The 16312-nt window shown below is 53.6% G+C and carries 18 protein-coding genes and 6 pseudogenes; 4 read left to right on the forward strand and 20 right to left on the reverse strand.

Annotated features, from left to right (window positions below; genetic code table 11):
* Window positions 1-4: 4 nt before the first annotated feature.
* A pseudogene (locus ACJHX4_RS24260) lies at window positions 5-326 on the forward strand (hypothetical protein); the annotation flags it as partial.
* 276 nt (window positions 327-602) lie between these two features.
* On the opposite strand, the gene ACJHX4_RS24265 reads toward ACJHX4_RS24260, so the two are convergent.
* From ACJHX4_RS24265 to ACJHX4_RS24295, 7 genes and pseudogenes are all read right to left on the reverse strand, one after another.
* Complete coding sequence (locus ACJHX4_RS24265; RefSeq protein WP_223195199.1) at window positions 603-725, reverse strand: Hok/Gef family protein; 123 nt, start codon at window positions 723-725, stop codon at window positions 603-605.
* A pseudogene (locus ACJHX4_RS24270) lies at window positions 670-822 on the reverse strand (DUF5431 family protein); the annotation flags it as partial. The pseudogene ACJHX4_RS24270 and the gene ACJHX4_RS24265, both read right to left, overlap by 56 nt.
* A gap of 150 nt (window positions 823-972) precedes the next feature.
* Window positions 973-1759 (reverse strand): annotated as a pseudogene (locus ACJHX4_RS24275) (plasmid SOS inhibition protein A).
* Window positions 1756-2190: a conjugation system SOS inhibitor PsiB gene (psiB, locus tag ACJHX4_RS24280; protein WP_000845922.1), complete on the reverse strand. Its 435-nt coding sequence runs from the start codon at window positions 2188-2190 to the stop codon at window positions 1756-1758. Before psiB ends, ACJHX4_RS24275 begins: the two are co-directional and overlap by 4 nt.
* A 54-nt stretch (window positions 2191-2244) precedes the next feature.
* Window positions 2245-4203, reverse strand: coding sequence for a ParB/RepB/Spo0J family partition protein (locus ACJHX4_RS24285; RefSeq protein WP_000117202.1), 1959 nt, complete (start codon window positions 4201-4203; stop codon window positions 2245-2247).
* Window positions 4204-4266: 63 nt separating this feature from the next.
* Window positions 4267-4500, reverse strand: a complete 234-nt coding sequence (locus tag ACJHX4_RS24290; protein WP_000005988.1) for a DUF905 family protein — start codon at window positions 4498-4500, stop codon at window positions 4267-4269.
* 67 nt (window positions 4501-4567) lie between these two features.
* A pseudogene (locus tag ACJHX4_RS24295) lies at window positions 4568-5095 on the reverse strand (single-stranded DNA-binding protein); the annotation flags it as partial.
* Window positions 5096-5395: 300 nt separating this feature from the next.
* Here ACJHX4_RS24295 and ACJHX4_RS24300 point away from each other — a divergent pair.
* On the forward strand, window positions 5396-5815 hold the full coding sequence (locus tag ACJHX4_RS24300) for a hypothetical protein (RefSeq protein ID WP_015056142.1): 420 nt from the start codon (window positions 5396-5398) through the stop codon (window positions 5813-5815).
* 85 nt (window positions 5816-5900) lie between these two features.
* Here ACJHX4_RS24300 and ACJHX4_RS24305 read toward each other — a convergent pair whose 3' ends face one another.
* Genes ACJHX4_RS24305 through ACJHX4_RS24315 form a run of 3 tightly spaced genes read right to left on the reverse strand, consistent with a single transcriptional unit; the run spans window position 5901 to window position 8155 of the window.
* Entirely contained in the window at window positions 5901-6464 is a 564-nt protein-coding gene (locus ACJHX4_RS24305; protein WP_021533536.1) for a class I SAM-dependent methyltransferase, read from the reverse strand.
* Window positions 6465-6511: 47 nt separating this feature from the next.
* Window positions 6512-7873, reverse strand: a complete 1362-nt coding sequence (locus ACJHX4_RS24310; protein ID WP_000170680.1) for a DUF3560 domain-containing protein — start codon at window positions 7871-7873, stop codon at window positions 6512-6514.
* Between the two features lie 51 nt (window positions 7874-7924).
* A complete protein-coding gene (locus ACJHX4_RS24315) occupies window positions 7925-8155 on the reverse strand; it encodes a hypothetical protein (protein ID WP_000218642.1) in 231 nt (76 codons plus the stop codon).
* A 516-nt stretch (window positions 8156-8671) separates the two neighbouring features.
* Here ACJHX4_RS24315 and ACJHX4_RS24320 point away from each other — a divergent pair.
* Window positions 8672-8931, forward strand: a pseudogene (locus ACJHX4_RS24320) (hypothetical protein); the annotation flags it as partial.
* A 217-nt stretch (window positions 8932-9148) separates the two neighbouring features.
* On the opposite strand, the gene ACJHX4_RS24325 reads toward ACJHX4_RS24320, so the two are convergent.
* From ACJHX4_RS24325 to ACJHX4_RS24335, 3 genes are read right to left on the reverse strand one after another with little or no spacing between them, the layout of a single operon-like run.
* Window positions 9149-9331 carry a hypothetical protein gene (locus ACJHX4_RS24325; RefSeq protein ID WP_001027505.1) on the reverse strand — a complete coding sequence of 61 codons (183 nt, stop codon included), beginning with the start codon at window positions 9329-9331 and terminating at the stop codon, window positions 9149-9151.
* Window positions 9331-9792 carry a DUF1380 family protein gene (locus tag ACJHX4_RS24330; protein ID WP_042007484.1) on the reverse strand — a complete coding sequence of 154 codons (462 nt, stop codon included), beginning with the start codon at window positions 9790-9792 and terminating at the stop codon, window positions 9331-9333. The genes ACJHX4_RS24325 and ACJHX4_RS24330 overlap by 1 nt, the downstream gene beginning before the upstream one ends.
* Window positions 9792-10217, reverse strand: a complete 426-nt coding sequence (locus ACJHX4_RS24335) for an antirestriction protein (protein WP_001198922.1) — start codon at window positions 10215-10217, stop codon at window positions 9792-9794. The genes ACJHX4_RS24330 and ACJHX4_RS24335 overlap by 1 nt, the downstream gene beginning before the upstream one ends.
* Before the next feature lie 401 nt (window positions 10218-10618).
* Between ACJHX4_RS24335 and ACJHX4_RS24340 the strand changes: the two genes are divergently transcribed.
* On the forward strand, window positions 10619-11590 hold the full coding sequence (locus ACJHX4_RS24340) for an IS110-like element ISEc32 family transposase (RefSeq protein ID WP_000082154.1): 972 nt from the start codon (window positions 10619-10621) through the stop codon (window positions 11588-11590).
* 260 nt (window positions 11591-11850) lie between these two features.
* Here ACJHX4_RS24340 and ACJHX4_RS24345 read toward each other — a convergent pair whose 3' ends face one another.
* The 7 genes and pseudogenes from ACJHX4_RS24345 to ACJHX4_RS24375 all read right to left on the reverse strand — a co-directional run.
* The gene (locus ACJHX4_RS24345; RefSeq protein ID WP_000092896.1) at window positions 11851-12063 is read right to left on the reverse strand and encodes a hypothetical protein; all 213 of its coding nucleotides are present in this window, start codon (window positions 12061-12063) and stop codon (window positions 11851-11853) included.
* 12 nt (window positions 12064-12075) lie between these two features.
* The gene (locus tag ACJHX4_RS24350; RefSeq protein ID WP_000343071.1) at window positions 12076-12651 is read right to left on the reverse strand and encodes a mobilome CxxCx(11)CxxC protein; all 576 of its coding nucleotides are present in this window, start codon (window positions 12649-12651) and stop codon (window positions 12076-12078) included.
* A 68-nt stretch (window positions 12652-12719) separates the two neighbouring features.
* Window positions 12720-13058: a hypothetical protein gene (locus ACJHX4_RS24355; protein ID WP_001513511.1), complete on the reverse strand. Its 339-nt coding sequence runs from the start codon at window positions 13056-13058 to the stop codon at window positions 12720-12722.
* A gap of 5 nt (window positions 13059-13063) precedes the next feature.
* Window positions 13064-13233 (reverse strand): annotated as a pseudogene (locus ACJHX4_RS24360) (hypothetical protein); the annotation flags it as partial.
* 464 nt (window positions 13234-13697) lie between these two features.
* Entirely contained in the window at window positions 13698-14669 is a 972-nt protein-coding gene (locus ACJHX4_RS24365; protein WP_000817028.1) for a ParB/RepB/Spo0J family plasmid partition protein, read from the reverse strand.
* Complete coding sequence (sopA, locus tag ACJHX4_RS24370) at window positions 14669-15835, reverse strand: plasmid-partitioning protein SopA (protein ID WP_001238646.1); 1167 nt, start codon at window positions 15833-15835, stop codon at window positions 14669-14671. Before sopA ends, ACJHX4_RS24365 begins: the two co-directional genes overlap by 1 nt.
* Before the next feature lie 299 nt (window positions 15836-16134).
* Window positions 16135-16312: IS1 family transposase (locus tag ACJHX4_RS24375; protein WP_000663719.1), on the reverse strand; the 178-nt coding region annotated here is incomplete at its 5' end.

The following is a 16312-nucleotide window of genomic DNA, read 5'->3' on the forward strand; positions in this document are numbered from 1 at the left end:
GTGAATGGCACCGGACACAACAACGGGCAGGAACCCGCCGCAACGACGTGAAGCGCGGTTTGCGAAACGGCGTTGCCCCTTACATCCCGGCGGCCTTTTGCCGGGATGCCGGGAGCGCAGGCCACGGCGCGACAGAGGCGGCGCGACCGGAACGGTCGCTGCAAGCCCGGGGTTTCGCGTCAGGGATGGAAGCCCGCCAGGGCGGAGACAGCTCCGCTGGCTCCGTTCACGACAGCCCGCCCCGCCAGGGGGACGCCCGGAAAAGGCATAAGCAGGAGAACAACAAAACAGACAATAATCAGGGCAGCAGTAATCAGAGTCAGAACAGGAGGAAAAAGAGAATAATCAAAGGGAAGGTGATGTGATTTCTGACAGGTCATAAACAGAGAAGGCGGGGGAAAAGAACGGGCGCCGCAGGCGCACGTTCATCCCCGTTCCCGGAGGGAAACGGCCTTCCTGGCAGTCTGGTTGTTCATGCCCGCACAATGCCAGCAAGGAGAAAGGGGCCACCGGCGAACCAGCAGCCCCTTTATAAAGGCGCTTCAGTGCAGTCAGACCAGCATCAGCCCTGAAAAGGCGGGCCTGCGCCCGCCTCCAGGTTGCTACTTACCGCTGGATTCGTAAGCCAAACTTGCCGTAACCTCCCTGTATCCGTCCTTCAGCCGGACTTCGCACAGACGATTCCGGGTCAGGAGTGTGAATATTAACAACGTGCAGCACACGATTAATACGCACCAGATAAGGGCGTTTCCCGGTAGTTTCATGGTTTACTCCTCCTTGCATTAAGCACGGTAAGAGGCCATACTGTTGTTGATCAGACATACAGGGGGCCTCGTGGGTTAATGAAAAATTAACTACGGGGCTTTCTGCCTTCTGCCACACAACACGGTAACAAACCACCTTCACGTCATGAGGCAGAAAGCCTCAAGCGCCGGGCACATCATAGCTCATATCCCTGCACGCTGACCACACTCACTTTCCCTGAAAATAATCTGGTCGTTCAACCAGTTCACGGGTAATCCGTGTGATTATTGCCGCATCACGCTGCCTCCCGGAGTTTGTTCGGCACCATCCACCGCTCCATCTCACGGACAGCATGACCGGCCTCTCTGGCTGCCAGACTGGCTTCCGCGATAACCTGCCAGAATGGCATATCCTGCCACTGCCAGCGTTCCATTCCGGCCAGTGACGGAAAACGCTCGCCCCACTGCCAGAACAGGGGTTCCAGGTCATGCTCTGCCACCCGGTCACTCCAGCGTGCATGCCAGCTTCCGACTGTTTCCGGTGAATGAAATGCCAGTTCGATTTCAGCCTGAGCAACCAGCACCTGGTACGCACGGGCTTTCTGCTCTGCCTCCCTCGCTTGCTGGCGGCTGTACTTCTGCATGACCAGCGCGGATTTATGGCGACTGCGTTCCCTGACACGAAACCGCACCGACGGGAACAAGCGTTCTGCTGCATCGCCGGGAAGGGGAAGGAGGCAGACCTCGCCCTGTGTTTCAATCAGCACATCGATGGCACACAGCCACTGAAGACGGTTGCCGTGCAGTTCTTCTGCGGTCAGGGACGGCATGAAAAATCGCAGGTCAGACAGCGAAATCCGGCGGCTTCCGTTCAGACAGCGGAAAAATGCTCCCGCATACGGATATTCCGCCAGCGTGTTTCCCTGATGGCGGCGTTTTTCCGTCTCCGCCACCGCCCGCCATGCGGCCTGTTGCTCTGTGCTGAGGGGAACCAGTGCCCGTGAACGTGCGTTCATACCTGACCTCCTTCCGCCATCAGGATATGGATGATGTCGTTAACGCTGTACCCCTGCGCATCCAGTGACGCCGCCAGTGCCAGTGAATGGCTGACTGCTTCCGGTGCAAACCGCCGCTGTACCTGAACCACCGCAAACGGCTCACCACCGGCATTCACCAGAACCAGCACCCAGACCTGGGAGACATCACCCGGTGAACATAACGCCAGGTGAAAACGTTCGTGGGCAGGCGTGAAACGGACCTGGACGGGGAAAAAGCCGCCGAACTCGCTGCCGTACTCGCCATTCATCGTCCAGTTGTCCGGCGCATCCAGTTCCCGCATCACGGCGTGTGTCAGCTCACGGCGTTCATCACTTCCGGCAGCCCTGATATCTTCATATTCCTGTGCGTTCATGGTCTGTAATACATTCAGGGTCAGTTCAGTTTTCATCACGGTATCTCCCTTGCTGCTGCCCCGTCTCCGGCGGGGCGGTGTGGTTGTTCATCAGGCGGCATCAGCCAGGTTATCGGTGCGTTCAGTGGTATCCGTCTGTGGATGTGGTGCACACATCCAGCCAGGCACCCAGCGGTTGTCTTTCATATGGTGCTCTGCATGTTCAGCCGCATCACCTTTCTTCATCTTCTCTGCATCCCGTGCGGCACCGGACAGTCCGGCATCATTCAGAGCTGCGATAATCTGCGGCTTTTTCAGGTGTCCGAAGAAGTTTGCTTTTGTCGGCTGCCACCAGTCACGCATGTGAAAACCGATGGCGCTCTCCAGCGTGTCCAGCGGGCTGCGTGACGTGTGACCACACTCGCGGGTCTGAACGCCGTGGATGCTGCACGCGGTGCAGAAACTGAGCAGGGATAACAGCACCTCCTGACTGAGTGACAGGAACGTCGTCATGTCCCGTGACCATCCCTCCGGTAACAGGGCCGCAAGACGGGCTTTTTCTGCCATCATCGCCATGAACGCGGCACCTTCCTTCCCTGACGGCGCATCGCTGGTCAGCGAATAATGTTTACATTCCAGGCTGATTTGTGCTGGTTTACTGTACGCTCCGCTGCCAAACACATTCAGGCAGAGCGTCCATGCCAGCAGTGCCAGGGATTTGTCCGGTTGCTGCATGAGTGCCGCCTGGACTGCCAGCGTGCGTTCGGAAGACATTTTCGTCAGCAGTGGCAGACTGATTTCCTCCACTGATGCTTTCTCCTGCACCTGTTCCGTGCGGTCAGCGTCGTCAGCCGCGTCATCCTCGCTGCGCAACTGCACACCACGCTGGACACACACATTACCGTAACGCCAGGACACCACCACACCGCTTCCGGTACGCATCTCCGGCGTCCACGCTCTGACCTTCGCCATGCAGCGCATCAGCTTCATTTCTGCTTCCAGCAGGTCGGATTCCTCACACTGGTTTTCCAGCGCGTCGTAACGCGTCATCAGTTCGTTCAGGCGTTCTTCTTCCGCCTCCGTCAGCACCGCGTCCGGCTCCGGCAGACAGCGGTATGTTCCGGCATCCTCACGGCACTCACCGACAGGCTCCATGCGTCCGGCGCACCATTCCCAGCCTTCGGCTTCCCGAAGGTGTTCAGCGACAGCCTGGAGTTTTTCCAGCAGGGCAGCATCGAGCGCCACGCGGTCGACATAACCGTCCCCGTCATCGCTGAACAAATCAGTACGCAGTTCGTCAGGTGAGAAAGCATCAGCCCCCACGAAGCGGAATTTACTGTTCCCCGCCACCGCCACTTCACTTTCCGTAATCAGATTGCGGATAACCCGCACATCCGGTTTTCCGCCCCATCCCGACTGACAGGCGGCTTCAAACACCTGTACCTGACGCGCGGTGTCGTTCTCCAGCGCCAGCGCCTGACAGTGTTCGGTAGTGATGCGGTCTTCTGCCAGCGCATCGAGGATGACAGGCGCAAGGTCAGCCAGTTTCAGCATTCGCTGGACATAGCGGGGTGAATAGCCCAGCAAATCACCGATTTGTGCAGGTGTTTTGCCTTCCTGCGCCATTGCGCGGAATCCGGCAATCTGTTCAGCAGGGTGCATATCCCGACGATGACCGTTTTCAGTCATTGATGCCGCCGTCGCCAGCTCCTGCGGAATGACCTTCACACGGACAGGCCAGTCAGCCGGAATGATGCCACGCTCTGCCAGCATGTTGAGTGCAGCCAGTCGGCGACCACCTGCGGCGACACCGTAACGGTCACCAGGCAGGGTATGCACGACCAGATTCTGCAACAGGCCAACGCCCTTAATGGACTCCGCCAGTTCGCTGACAGACTCCGCAGAATACGGCACCGTGCGCACATTCAGTGGTGATTTAATCAGTGAGGCCAGCGGCACGCTCACTTCCGCCGTCTGCGCCAGCAGGGCAGACAGGGCAGTCTCCTGCTCTTTTGACGGTTTACGGCTGGATTTACGCTCCGTTTTTGTCTTAGACTCTGTAACCGACATATATTTCTCCTTTGACCGGGATGGTTGTATGTCTGCCGGACGCATTCCCGTCCGGCACCTCTCTTACTTAAGAATGCCGAAATCACGGATGGCATGGTTCATCCAGTACCCGGCACCGTCCTCAAAATTCCAGGTACGCCAGACCATTGCACCGTTATTACGGACAACCAGGCGAAACTGTTCGCCGTGGTCATCCTCGATAAAGACGTTCCGGTACTGTGCGGCAACAGCTTCGGCATGTTTGCGGGTAAAAGGACCGTCAGGCAGCCCCTGAAGTATTCTGAAATATTCGCTCATCCTCATCTCTCCGGTGATGCCCCGCACAGGACGGAGCGGTTGTCACAGTCAGTCGTTCAGAACGGGTATCATCTGAAAACCCGTAATCGTCACTCTCCGGCGGTTGCGGCTGCGACTCCGGCTGCGTGGCCTTACGTCCACGGCCTTTCGTTTTTGCGCCTCCTTTTTTCGTACCGGCCTCCGCCTGTGGTTCCGGCTGAGACTGACCGCTGAACTGTTGCCCCTCTTCCGGCTGAGTCTGAGCACCTGCGACACGTCCCAGCATCTGCATGGTGCCCGTGGTCTTAACAAGAATTTCGGTGACGTAACGGGTGATACCGTTATCCTCCCAGCTACGGGTGCGAAGCTGACCTTCGATGTAGACCTGCGCGCCCTTGCGCAGATATTCACCTGCCACTTCCGCGAGCTTGCCGAACAGCACCACACGATGCCATTCTGTCTGCTCCCGCATCTCCCCCGTCTGTTTGTCACGCCAGCTTTCTGATGTGGCCACCTGCAGGTTTGCCACTGCGCCCCCGTTGGGGATGTAACGGACTTCCGGATCTTTTCCCAGGCGTCCTACGAGAATGACCTTGTTAATGCCACGAACTGCCATGATGTGTCTCCTTCTGTTGATGTTTTCAGCCCCATCATCTTTTGAGTTTCGGGAGCCGCGGTTTTGACGTTTTGCGGGGACCTGCCTTTTGTTCCCTCCGGTATTCACCATCACCTTTTTGAAAACCTTCGCCGCAAGGGGCATCACTGCCACGGCAGGAAACGACTGTCCGGGGGCAGACCGCAAAAGTTTTTGCCTGCTTTTGGGCAAAAAGTTTTGCGGGATGTGCATTTCACCCCTGGACTGGCGGAGACGGTTGTGGCTGTCTTTGCCCCCGGCGACAGGGGCTTAAACAGGTGAATGGCACCGGACATAACAACGGGCAGGGACCCGCCGCAACGACGTGAAGCGCGGTTTGCGAAACGGCGTTGCGCCTTACATCCCGGCGGCCTTTTGCCGGGATGCCAGGAGCGCAGGCCACGGCGCGACAGAGGCGCGCGACCGGAACAGTCGCTGCAAGCCAGGGGTTTTGCGTCAGGGATGGAAGCCCGCCAGGGCGGAGACAGCTCCGCTGGCTCCGTTCACGACAGCCCGCCCCGCCAGGGGGACGCCCGGAAAAGGCACAGGCAGAAGAAGAACAAGACAGACAGTAATCAGAGCAGCAGAAAAAAGAAAAACAGTAGCAGTAGCAGGAACATCATCAGTAACAGACAAATGACAGATCTGAAAAGACAGAAGCCCACAGCAGAATTTCCGCGTAATGAAAGGGGCGGCGCGTGAGCGCGGCCCCTTTCAGCGCCACCGGCGCGCGGTCTTTTCCCGGCGCGGGCAGACGAGCATTTATCCTCCCGCCTGCCCGGAGTCTTCAGGCACGCAGACGAATAATCATCGTCGGGACATCGGTATAAGCAAATGTGCCGCGCGGCAGCTCCTCGCGGACGTCAGAAAACGGTAACAGCTTCTCCTGCTGGCGTGGCCCGTTGAGACAGACGGCGACCAGCACGCCACCCGGACGCAACAGGGAAAAGGCCCGCAGGATATGCCGGATATCCTGCCCGTGGCTGAACGGCGGATTCATGATAACCCGGCTGTAATACTGCACCGGCTGCCATTCCATGAAGTCGCCACACTGAACCCTGACACCGTTAAAATTTTCCCGCAGATACCGGACCAGCCCGCTGTTGATTTCCACCGCATCACACATGGCTACCGGCGCGGTATCCCTAATCGCCCGCAGTATGGCCCCGGTGCCGGCAGAGGGTTCCAGAATGTGATCACGGTTGCTGATCCCCGCCAGCGTCACCAGGCGATCACAGACCGGGGCAGGAGTCACAAAAAGCTGAGCTTCAGCCCGGATTTCAGCAACCGGCGCGGCGTTATCCAGCCTTGCGCGCATCAGCCGGATACGTTCTCTTAACTGACTGTACATGTCATTATCTCCGTCATCCCCCGGGGATTTTCCCGGGAGGATATACCTTATTTCTGTGGGATTTCCGTAATCTTCATGTCGGTGATATACACATTCACCAGGCGGAAATTATTGTCCATTGTGCGGCGGTAACGATATGCCCCGTGGTCTTCTGCCTCTGCCACACTGCGCACGGCCTTACAGTCCCGGGGCAGGGCAGCCCACTGTGCCTTTGTCATTTCCCGGAAACCTTCTCCCGGATAGTTGACAACAGGCGGACGCTTAGCGGCCTGACTGGCGACGGCAGCCTCTTCTGCCGATGGTGCTTTGTAGTCCGTAATGCGATCGGGCGTCACTTTCATCGTGCCACTGTACCCGAGAAAACTGTAATTCGGCGTTGTGACTGAACTCACCGTCCCGTTGCTTTTGTTCACGCGGATGATGGTCAGCCACTCGCCCCGGCTGAAAACCTGTCCGCCCGGCTCAAAATCCTGTGTCCGGGTAACCACGCCGCCGCTTTCGTCCAGCATGGCACGCTCATAGATCAGGCGGTTCTGATAGTGGTTAACCCAGCGTTGCTGATGCTGAATCTGCCGTTTATGACAGCGGATCGCAATTTCGCGGGCCTGCTCCGTGGTGATGATGTCATCATCCAGGGCCGACCATAACGATCGACTTCCTTCATACTGGCTTTTTTCTGCCGGGCGCGGATACGTATCCAGCGGGAAACAGGCACTGATACGGTCATGACTACTGATGAGTTTTGCCATATTCAGATCCAGCGATTCAGCCCGCCATATCGTCAGATATTTCTGCGACTGCGCGATGGTCTTTTCAGCCTTGCGCAAATCAGCTTCGATTTTTTTGATACGACGCCAGCGAACGTCCGGACGTTCTTTATACTTCGCGTGAAGCAGTGCCGACCGCGCCCGCTCTTCCCAGTATTCCGCACGTTCAACGAGCATCACGGCACGTTTCATGCCGTTTTCAATACGCTGCGCATCACGACGGGCGCGGCGTTCGCTGTGATGCCCCACAAGAATGGGCTGACCGGGCGGGATCATCGCGGCCAGTCTTTCCACTTCATCAAGTGCCTGTGCGGATTCACTGGCCCGCTTTCCGCTGTATCCGGTAAACCGCTCCGCCCGTGCTTCCTGACGTTCAGCGAGCGTGCTGTCTTCATCCTCAATCTCTCCGGCAAGTGAGAGGAGCACGTCTTCCCGGCCCGGTGTCCAGGCTGGAGCCACAAACAGCGCCTGTTTTGGTGCCCAGCGAAAACCGGCATCATGCACTTTTTTATACGTCTCCGGGTCAAGACGTGACGCAGCATACAGGCGCAGTTTGTTGTCATCCGGTGAGTAGGTCGCGCGGTACATCTGCACAGGGCTGGCGGCTTCTGGGGCGGTCATGGTGATTGCTGCTAATGTCATAAAATGTTCTCCTTCCGTCTGTTGCCGCCCCTCGCGGGGCGGCTCACCTCATCAGTTAAAAGCGCGTTTCAGTTCAAGTGTGCGGAGCACCTGCCCGAAAGCCGTGTTTTTCATGGCGGGGATGTGTACACCACGTCCCCGGTGAAAACTCCGGGCTATGTGTCGCCCGAATGCTTTCAGCACGGGGTCAATTTCCGGCGCGGGGATGTCTTCGCGTCTGAAACGGGGATGACGGCGGGGCTTTACAGCCGCTGCGGAAGGTGAAACAATACTTACTGTCATAAATGAAACTCCTTATGACACAGGTTAGTGAAGCCGTGAAAATCGATTGCGGCGATTTCTACGGCGTGGATTAAGCAGGTCCCTGACCTGCTTTTTTCATATCTGCATCTGACGCTTTCCGGTGTTTTCCTCCTTCTGTTCCTGCGTTCTCATTACCTGCCAGCCGGATGACTGACAGAACAAATAAATGCGTATTGCCGGAGCCTGAAATAAATCCTGATTTTTAAAGAACATCACCCGTTGAGTTTCGGGAGCCGCGGTTTTGACGTTTCGCGGGAACCTGCTGCTGTATTCCCTGTGGTATGAACTTCACCCGTTTGAGAACCTTCGCCGCAAGGGGCATCACTGCCACGGCCTGACGCACCTGTCCTGGGCAGAACGCAAAATTTTTTACCGGGTTCTGGGTAAAAAATTTTGTGGGCTGTTCATTTACCCTGGACAGTCAGTGCGGCAGGTTGTGGCTGTCTCAGCCCCCGGCGACAGGGACTCATACGGGTGTGTGGCACTTGGCAGGCAATGAGCAGGGACCCGCCGCAACGACGTGAAGCGCGGTTTGCGAAACGGCGTTGCTCCTTACATTCCGGCGCCTTTTGCCGGGATGCCGGGAGCGCAGGCCACGGCGCGACAGAGGCGGCGCGACCGGAACGGTCGCTGCAAGCCATGGTTTCGCGTCAGGGATGGAAGCCCGCCAGGGCGGAGACAGCTCCGCTGGCTCCGTTCACGACAGCCCGCCCCGCCAGGGGGACGCCCGGAAAAGCCATAAACAGGAGAGGAACGGAAAGAAGAGGAAGAGGAAAAAGAAGAAGAACAATAACAAACACGGTAACCACAGAAAAATAACATCAGAAAAAACATTCCGGACACATCACTAACGGGAAGGGTAACGGGCGACGCGTCAGCGTGGCCCGCTTCCCTTCCGGCAGGCGTCAGCCTGCCAGGGGGGTTCGCGCGGGCTGACAGGCGGCCTCCACCGCCTGCCCTGTATCACCTGTTTCAGCTGCCCTGAAGGATATAGTGACCACCGAGGAAAACCGCCTGCTGATTCGTCACAAAATCGCAGATTTCATCAACAATCTGCGCGGTGGTGAGCGGTTTCTGCCCCATCTCACGACGCCGCGCATTAATCACGGTTTTGTAATTACGCAGAATTTCGCGGGTTTCCGTGCTGATATTCATTACCCGTTCTCCCCGTCCAGCGCCTGACGCATCACCCGCATAATCTCACGTTCTTCCCTGACAAATGCGTCACCGTCGCCCCCGTTCTCGCTCCCGACAGCATGGAGGCGATAAATTTCACTACCAGCCATCACCATCACTTTTTCCAGCAGCACCGCAGGGACTGTTACAAGGCGGTTTACGCGCTTTTCCTCCATCAGTTCATTGACAATATCGGAAACAACTCTGTCACATGCGCCATATACAAAAGCATCGTCCAGCCGCTGCATGACGGTTTCCAGCTCATCGTCTGACAGGTTCCAGTCCTGAGCCATATGGCGCACATTCCCACGGGTCAGCACCACGGCAAAAACGCATTCACTGTCCGGCACGTCTGTATCCAGTACATCGCGGATAATTTCTTTAACAGTACATGTTCTCGTCTCCTTTACAGGGGCGGCATTGCCGCCCCGTCCGTTAATCAGTCCAGCGCCGCGTAAATCGCGTTACATTCGGGGTGAAATTCGATGTGGCTCCACAACTGCGCATCACGCATCCGGTACAGGTGTGTCAGCCCTGCGTTACCGCTGTCGTGGTACAGCCACAACTGGCGGTTAATCACAAGGGAAGTCAGAATGATGCCTGCGGCATCGGCACTGACCGTGCGGTCAAACCAGTTTTCACCGTTAACCAGATGAAAACGGTCGCCATCCGGCATCATGTAACCGCCACCGTCCGGCAGGCGGATGAAGTGCCAGAAGCCTCCCTGATATTCCGGCATCATTTTTTGCGCCAGCGCGTACACATATGCTTCGGCATACAGAAAATCGTTGCCAAACAGGTAAGGCAGAAAAGACAGACGGTCGCACTCTTCAACATTCAGAGTGACAGGTTTCGCATACTGCATGGGATTTCCTCCGTTGTTCACATATTCCGCGACACCGGGCTGTGCCGTGCCTCCATAAAAGCCGGGCGATAAGGCGGGGATGCAAAGGGCGCAAGGGAAGCCGCAGCCTGACACACACGGCTGGCGGGAGTTGGAGGGTGAGACCGCGAAATCTGAGCGGGTAAACGACCGGAAAATCACGGCAGACGGGAAGGAGGGACCGGGTGACCGCAGCGGCGAAGCGTATCCTTATATCTTGAAGATGGCATAAACTGAATCTGTAGGTCTGGCAAAGCTCATGCAGCACGTGCGAACCCGAGGGTATTAAGCCCGCATGCAAGCGTCCCGCGCATGAGCTGAGTCACTCATCACAAATCCGTACAGTTGATTGAAACCAAATTCGTATCGTAAGGAAGGGTCATATGAGTCAACCAAATCTGCAATGCATGGGTATTGATGTTGCCAAACTATCGCTGGACATCGCCACCACCGACACGATTGAGCCATTCACTGTGGGTAACGATGAGGATGGTTTCGCTGTTATCACAGATAAACTGAAGCACACCAAAATTAACCTGATTCTCATGGAAGCTACCGGTGGCCTTGAAGCAGCCATTGCCTGTAAGCTTCAGTCAGAAGGATACGATGTGGTTGTGATCAACCCACGACAGGCTAGGGATTTTGCCCGTTCAATGGGATATCTGGCTAAAACAGATAAACTTGACGCCGCCATGCTAGCACAACTGGCCCTGGTCATTGATCGCCATCCGGACCGCAGTCGTTATATACGGCATCTGCCAGATGAGGCACGAGCAGTACTTGCCGCAATGGTCGTCCGTCGTCGTCAGTTGAACCATATGCTGGTCGCTGAGCGTAATCGTCTCTATCCTTCTCATCCCCAAAGCAGGAAGAGTATCGATAACATTATTGATGCGCTTCAAAACGAGCTCGACCGGATCAATGAGCAAATGAAACAACACATGACAGCATTCTTCCAGGAGCAGGCCAGACTGATAGGCAGCGTGAAAGGCGTCGGCGATATCACCGTCGCGTCGCTGATTGCCGAACTACCGGAACAGGGGAAACTCAATCGACGGGAGATTAGTGCTCTAACTGGCGTCGCTCCTCTAAACAGAGACTCCGGGAAAATGCGAGGGAAACGGACCACGTTTGGTGGCAGAGCCGGAGTGAGAGCAACGTTGAACATGGCAGCTCTGGTGGCTACGCAGTTTAATCCTGCCATAAAGCTGTTCTACCAGCGTTTGCTTGCCGCCGGAAAACCCAAAAAACTTGCTCTGGTCGCCTGCATGCGCAAACTCATCACCATTCTGAATACCATGCTCAGAAAAGGGGAAGAGTGGAACGCCTCATTTCAATCACAGGTAATCTCATGACTGCCGGTCATTTTACATAATGACAGAAAGAACAACTTATCCCGCAGGCCTGTTGTGATCCGCCCTCCCACGGACAAAGCATCCGCGATGTCAGTGGGGCCGCTGCTCATAGCTGCTGATAGTGCAGCTTTCGGCTGTTTTTGTACCAAATACGGAGAATTGCAAGATAGCGGGCAATAGCCACTTTTTTAACAGGATGTAAAGATGCTAGTTACAATATAAAGAAATCTATCAAGCCGCTAGTCAAGCGGCTTTGGTCGTTACTTGCCGCAGAGTGGACACCCACCTTGCATAGGGGCAAAGTTAATTGACTGCGATTTACGGATGCTTTCATTGACGGCAAAGCTCTCCATGCCCTCTTGCAGAGGTACTCTTCGGTTATCCTTATAAAAATGACTAAGAACCCGTAGGAACTCCTTTCGATCTTCTTCAGAAGCCTCGAAGTAAGCGTTAAGAATTTTTGCACTACTCATATGTTCTCCTTGTTAAAATTTCCCACAACCATCACAAACACATTTTCCCGGTTTCAAAGTTAGGGGAACGACATTACAAATATGGCATTTTTTTTTGAAGTAGAAACAGGACATACGGTTTGCATAACGAAGTTCTTTATCACTCACACACAAAGTTAAGTCTTCCTGCTCCCTTCGCTCAAATTTTTCCGTCAAATCGTCTATCAAAATTTCCAATTTGGCTTCGTCAAGCTTACCTATTTTCTTGCGAACACTACCAGCTAGGTTATAAATGGCTGTATTTTCCTTAACGGAAGCCATGCAATCACTATATGAGCGATCCCATCCGGAAACCAAAGACCACAGCGAGAACCCCAATTGCATGATACTTGCCACACCGGCAATTGTGATGCAAAGCGGCAGAAATGGAGCTTCAAGTCCGAATGATAAAACTGCACAACCTATCATCAGTGGAACAAAGACCCCAAGGAAGGTGACAACCTTACGCTTCCAGTCTAAGGATCTCATACGCCTATCAAAAATTCGAGACGTACCATATGAAATAAATTCTATGTGTGCCACTTCAGCACGAGTTTTCTCTTCATCCATAATCAATAAAACTTGTTATCCGGTGTTTTAATCTTTAATAAGACTGACCCTGCTCATATTATTTAGAATCATTTAAAATGTCGATGCCCGACACGAGAGATATCTCGCTCAAAACAGCCTGTCAGCGTAGTATCGAAGCGAGTCAGTTTTTTGCTTGAGATGGGCGATTCCATAATATTATCCCGTACTTTTTTCAGATAACCGCCTCCCATTAAGACAGTTGCTTGCATCAACGCCAGCCCGGCTAAGATGGAGGCACGGCACAGCCCGCACACGACTCGACGTCCACATAACTGAACCCCCACAAGGCCATGCTCCGCATGGCCGGGTAAAGCGGAGCCGGCGGCGACTTCCTTTGTGCTCTGTCCGGGGACCGGCAGGAAAAAGGCGGGGATTTTCCCCGCCATCGTCATCATTTCCGGATTTTTGCCAGGGCATCCGCCATGCTGCGGATTTCATCCCGTGCCTCCAAGAAAACTCCCGCAGAATATAGCGGTCAAACAAGCGGCGGGGCGGTTCACCCGGTATACGCAGCACATCACAGACCAAGCCACTGGCCAAGATATGTTCCACACACTCACTGGCAGGCATTAATGGAATCGTAGTCTCACGCTGATAATCAGATCGACAATACAAGTGAGACCGTGGTCCCAGACTGATTAGCAGACCAACAATACGAGTGGGACCGCGGTCCCAGACTGATTATCAGACTAACAATATGAGTGGGACCGTGGTCCCAGACCGATAATCAGACCAACAATATGAGTGGGACCGTGGTCCCAGACTGATTAGCAGACCGACAATATGAGTGGGACCGTGGTCCCAGACTGATTAGCAGACCAACAATATGAGTGGGACCGTGGTCCCAGACTGATTATCAGACCGACAATATGAGTGGGACCGTGGTCCCAGACTGATTATCAGACCGACAATACAACTGGGACCGTGGTCCCAGATATAATATTCAGGCCAGTTAGTTATGTTTTCTAGCCTGTGCTAAAGGAAATTAAGTAAAGACAGATAAATGTAGACTAAAACGTGCCGCATCAAAGTGCCGCTTTTTCAAGTTCCTTAAGAATGGCTTCAATTCTCTCTATACACTCAGTTGGAATACGAGATCTATCTAGGTTTAACACCATTTTATCGCCCTTGTACAACACTGTCGCTCCAGGAGCAAACTGATGTCGTGAGCTTAAGCTAGTTCTTGAGGCAGATGACGTTTTAAGCACAGACGTTAAAAGAGTGATGACTTCTTCAGCTTCAAATATCACTCCTGCTTTTTTCTGCTCGTGAAGGTTAGATGCCTGCTGCTTAAGTAATTCTTCTTTATCTGTAAAAGCTCTTTGAAGTGCATCACCTGACCGGGCAGATAGTTCACCGGGATGAGAAAAAAGAGCAACAACTGATTTAGGCAGTTTAGCTGTGTTGATACAGCGGGTAATAATCTTACGTGAAATATTTTCTGCATCAGCCAGCGCAGAAATATTTCCAGCAAATTCATTCTGCAATCGGCTTGCATAACGCTGACCACGTTCATAAGCACTTGTTGGCCTATAATCGTTACCCAATCTGGACAATGCAGCCATCTGCTCATCATCCAGCTCACCAACCAGAACTCGATAATCACTTTCTGTAAGTGCAGCAGCTTTACGACGGCGGCTCCCATCGGCAATTTCTATGACCCCAGACACTCTTCGACCGAATGCTGGTGTCTGCTGACCTGTCAGTAGAAAAGAAGGGATAAGATCATCCAGGGCGTCTTCGGTAAGCAGTTCCTGGTCACGTTCATTACCTGACCATACCCGAGAGGTCTTCTCAACACTATCTCCCCGGAGCACCTCAAGGGTAAATTTCACGTCCCTACCACATACAGGCAAAGTAATAGCATTGCCACGAGCCATAGCTCCTACGCGCGCAATTAACGAATCCACCATCGGTGCAGCTGGTGCCGATGACGGAGTATCTTCAAGCGGTTGAGTCTTAATCGTATGTTTTGGAATGACAGGCGCACGCTTCATTATCTAATCTCCCAGCGTGGTTTAATCAAACGATCGAAAATTTCATTGCAGACAGGTTCCCAAATAGAAAGGGCATTTCTCCAGGCACCTGTTGAAGAGCGTTGATCAATAGCCTGTTCAAAAACAGTTCTCATCCGGATCTGACCTTTACCAACTTCATCCGTTTCACGCACAACATTTTTTAGGACCATGCTTCCCCAGGCGTCCCGAATTTGCTCCTCCATCCACGGGGACTGAGAACCATTACTATTACTGTATTTGGTAAGCAAAATACGTACATCAGGCTCGAATCCTTTAAGATCTACGTTTTTGAGCAGATCACGAAGCATATCGAAAAACTGCAGAGCGGAAGTGTAGTCGAACAACTCAGCAGGCGTGGGGACAATCAACACATCAGCAGCACATACAACATTAATCGTGCCGATACCTAGGTTAGGCGCGCTGTCAATGACAATGACATCATAGTCATGAGCGACGGTTTCAATGGCCAGTCGGAGCATCAGGTGTGGATCGGTGGGCAATTTACCTTCATCAAATTTGCCCATTAGCTCAGTTTCAATGCGGTGCAGAGCCAAACAGGAAGGAATAATGTCAAGCCCAGGCCAGCAAGTAGGCTTTATTGCATAAGTGACATCGTCCTTTTCCCCAAGATAGAAGGGAAGGAGAGTATCCTCTGCATGAATATGAAGATCTGGCACCCAGCCGTGATACATCGATGCTGTTCCCTGGGGGTCGTTACCTTCCACGAGCAGAACACGTAATCCCTTCAGAGCCAGATCCTGAGCAAGATGAACAGAAACAGAGGTTTTGTAAACGCCCCCTTTATGAGCAGCAACTCCAATCACCGGCGGAAATACGTCTTCAGCACGTCGTAGTCTCGTACCAAACACGTCACGCATATGATTAATTTGTTCAATTGTATAACCAACACGTTGCTCAACCCGTCCTCGTATTTCCATATCCGGGTGCGGTAGCCGGCCTGCTTTCTCGGCATCCCTGATAGCCTGAGAAGATACTCCAACTAAATCCGCTGCTTCACCTATTCTCCAGCGTCGGGTGATTTTCCTCGCTTCCGGGCTGTCATCATTAAACTGTGCAATGGCGATAGCCTTCGTCATTTCATGACCAGCGTTTATGCACTGGTTAAGTGTTTCCATGAGTCTCATTCTGAACATCCTTTAATCATTGCTTTGCATATTTTCATTTAATCTTGCATTTTATTGCAAAGCAACAACAAAATTGCAAAGTAGTCAAAAAACCGCAAAGTTGTTTAAAATGAGAGCAACACATCAAAAAAGGAAACAGGAAGAGCACATACCTCAGTCAATAATTATCACTAGTACTCGTAGCCGTCGTGTAACCGAGCGTAGCGAGCTAACTGGCGAGGACGCGCGCTAACTGTTCACACTCAGTATCCCTAGCACCAAAATAACTATCTGATGGTCAAGGCGGTAATGACTCCAACTTATTGATAGTGTTTTATGTTCAGATAATGCCCGATGACTTTGTCATGCAGCTCCACCGATTTTGAAAACGACAGCGACTTCCGTCCCAGCCGTGCCAGGTGCTGCCTCAGATTCAGGTTATGCCGCTCAATTCGCTGCGTATATCGCTTGCTGATTACGTGCAGCTTTCCCTTCAGG

This window comes from Escherichia sp. WS2035, from assembly GCF_046487065.1.
Taxonomy (GTDB): domain Bacteria; phylum Pseudomonadota; class Gammaproteobacteria; order Enterobacterales; family Enterobacteriaceae; genus Escherichia; species Escherichia coli.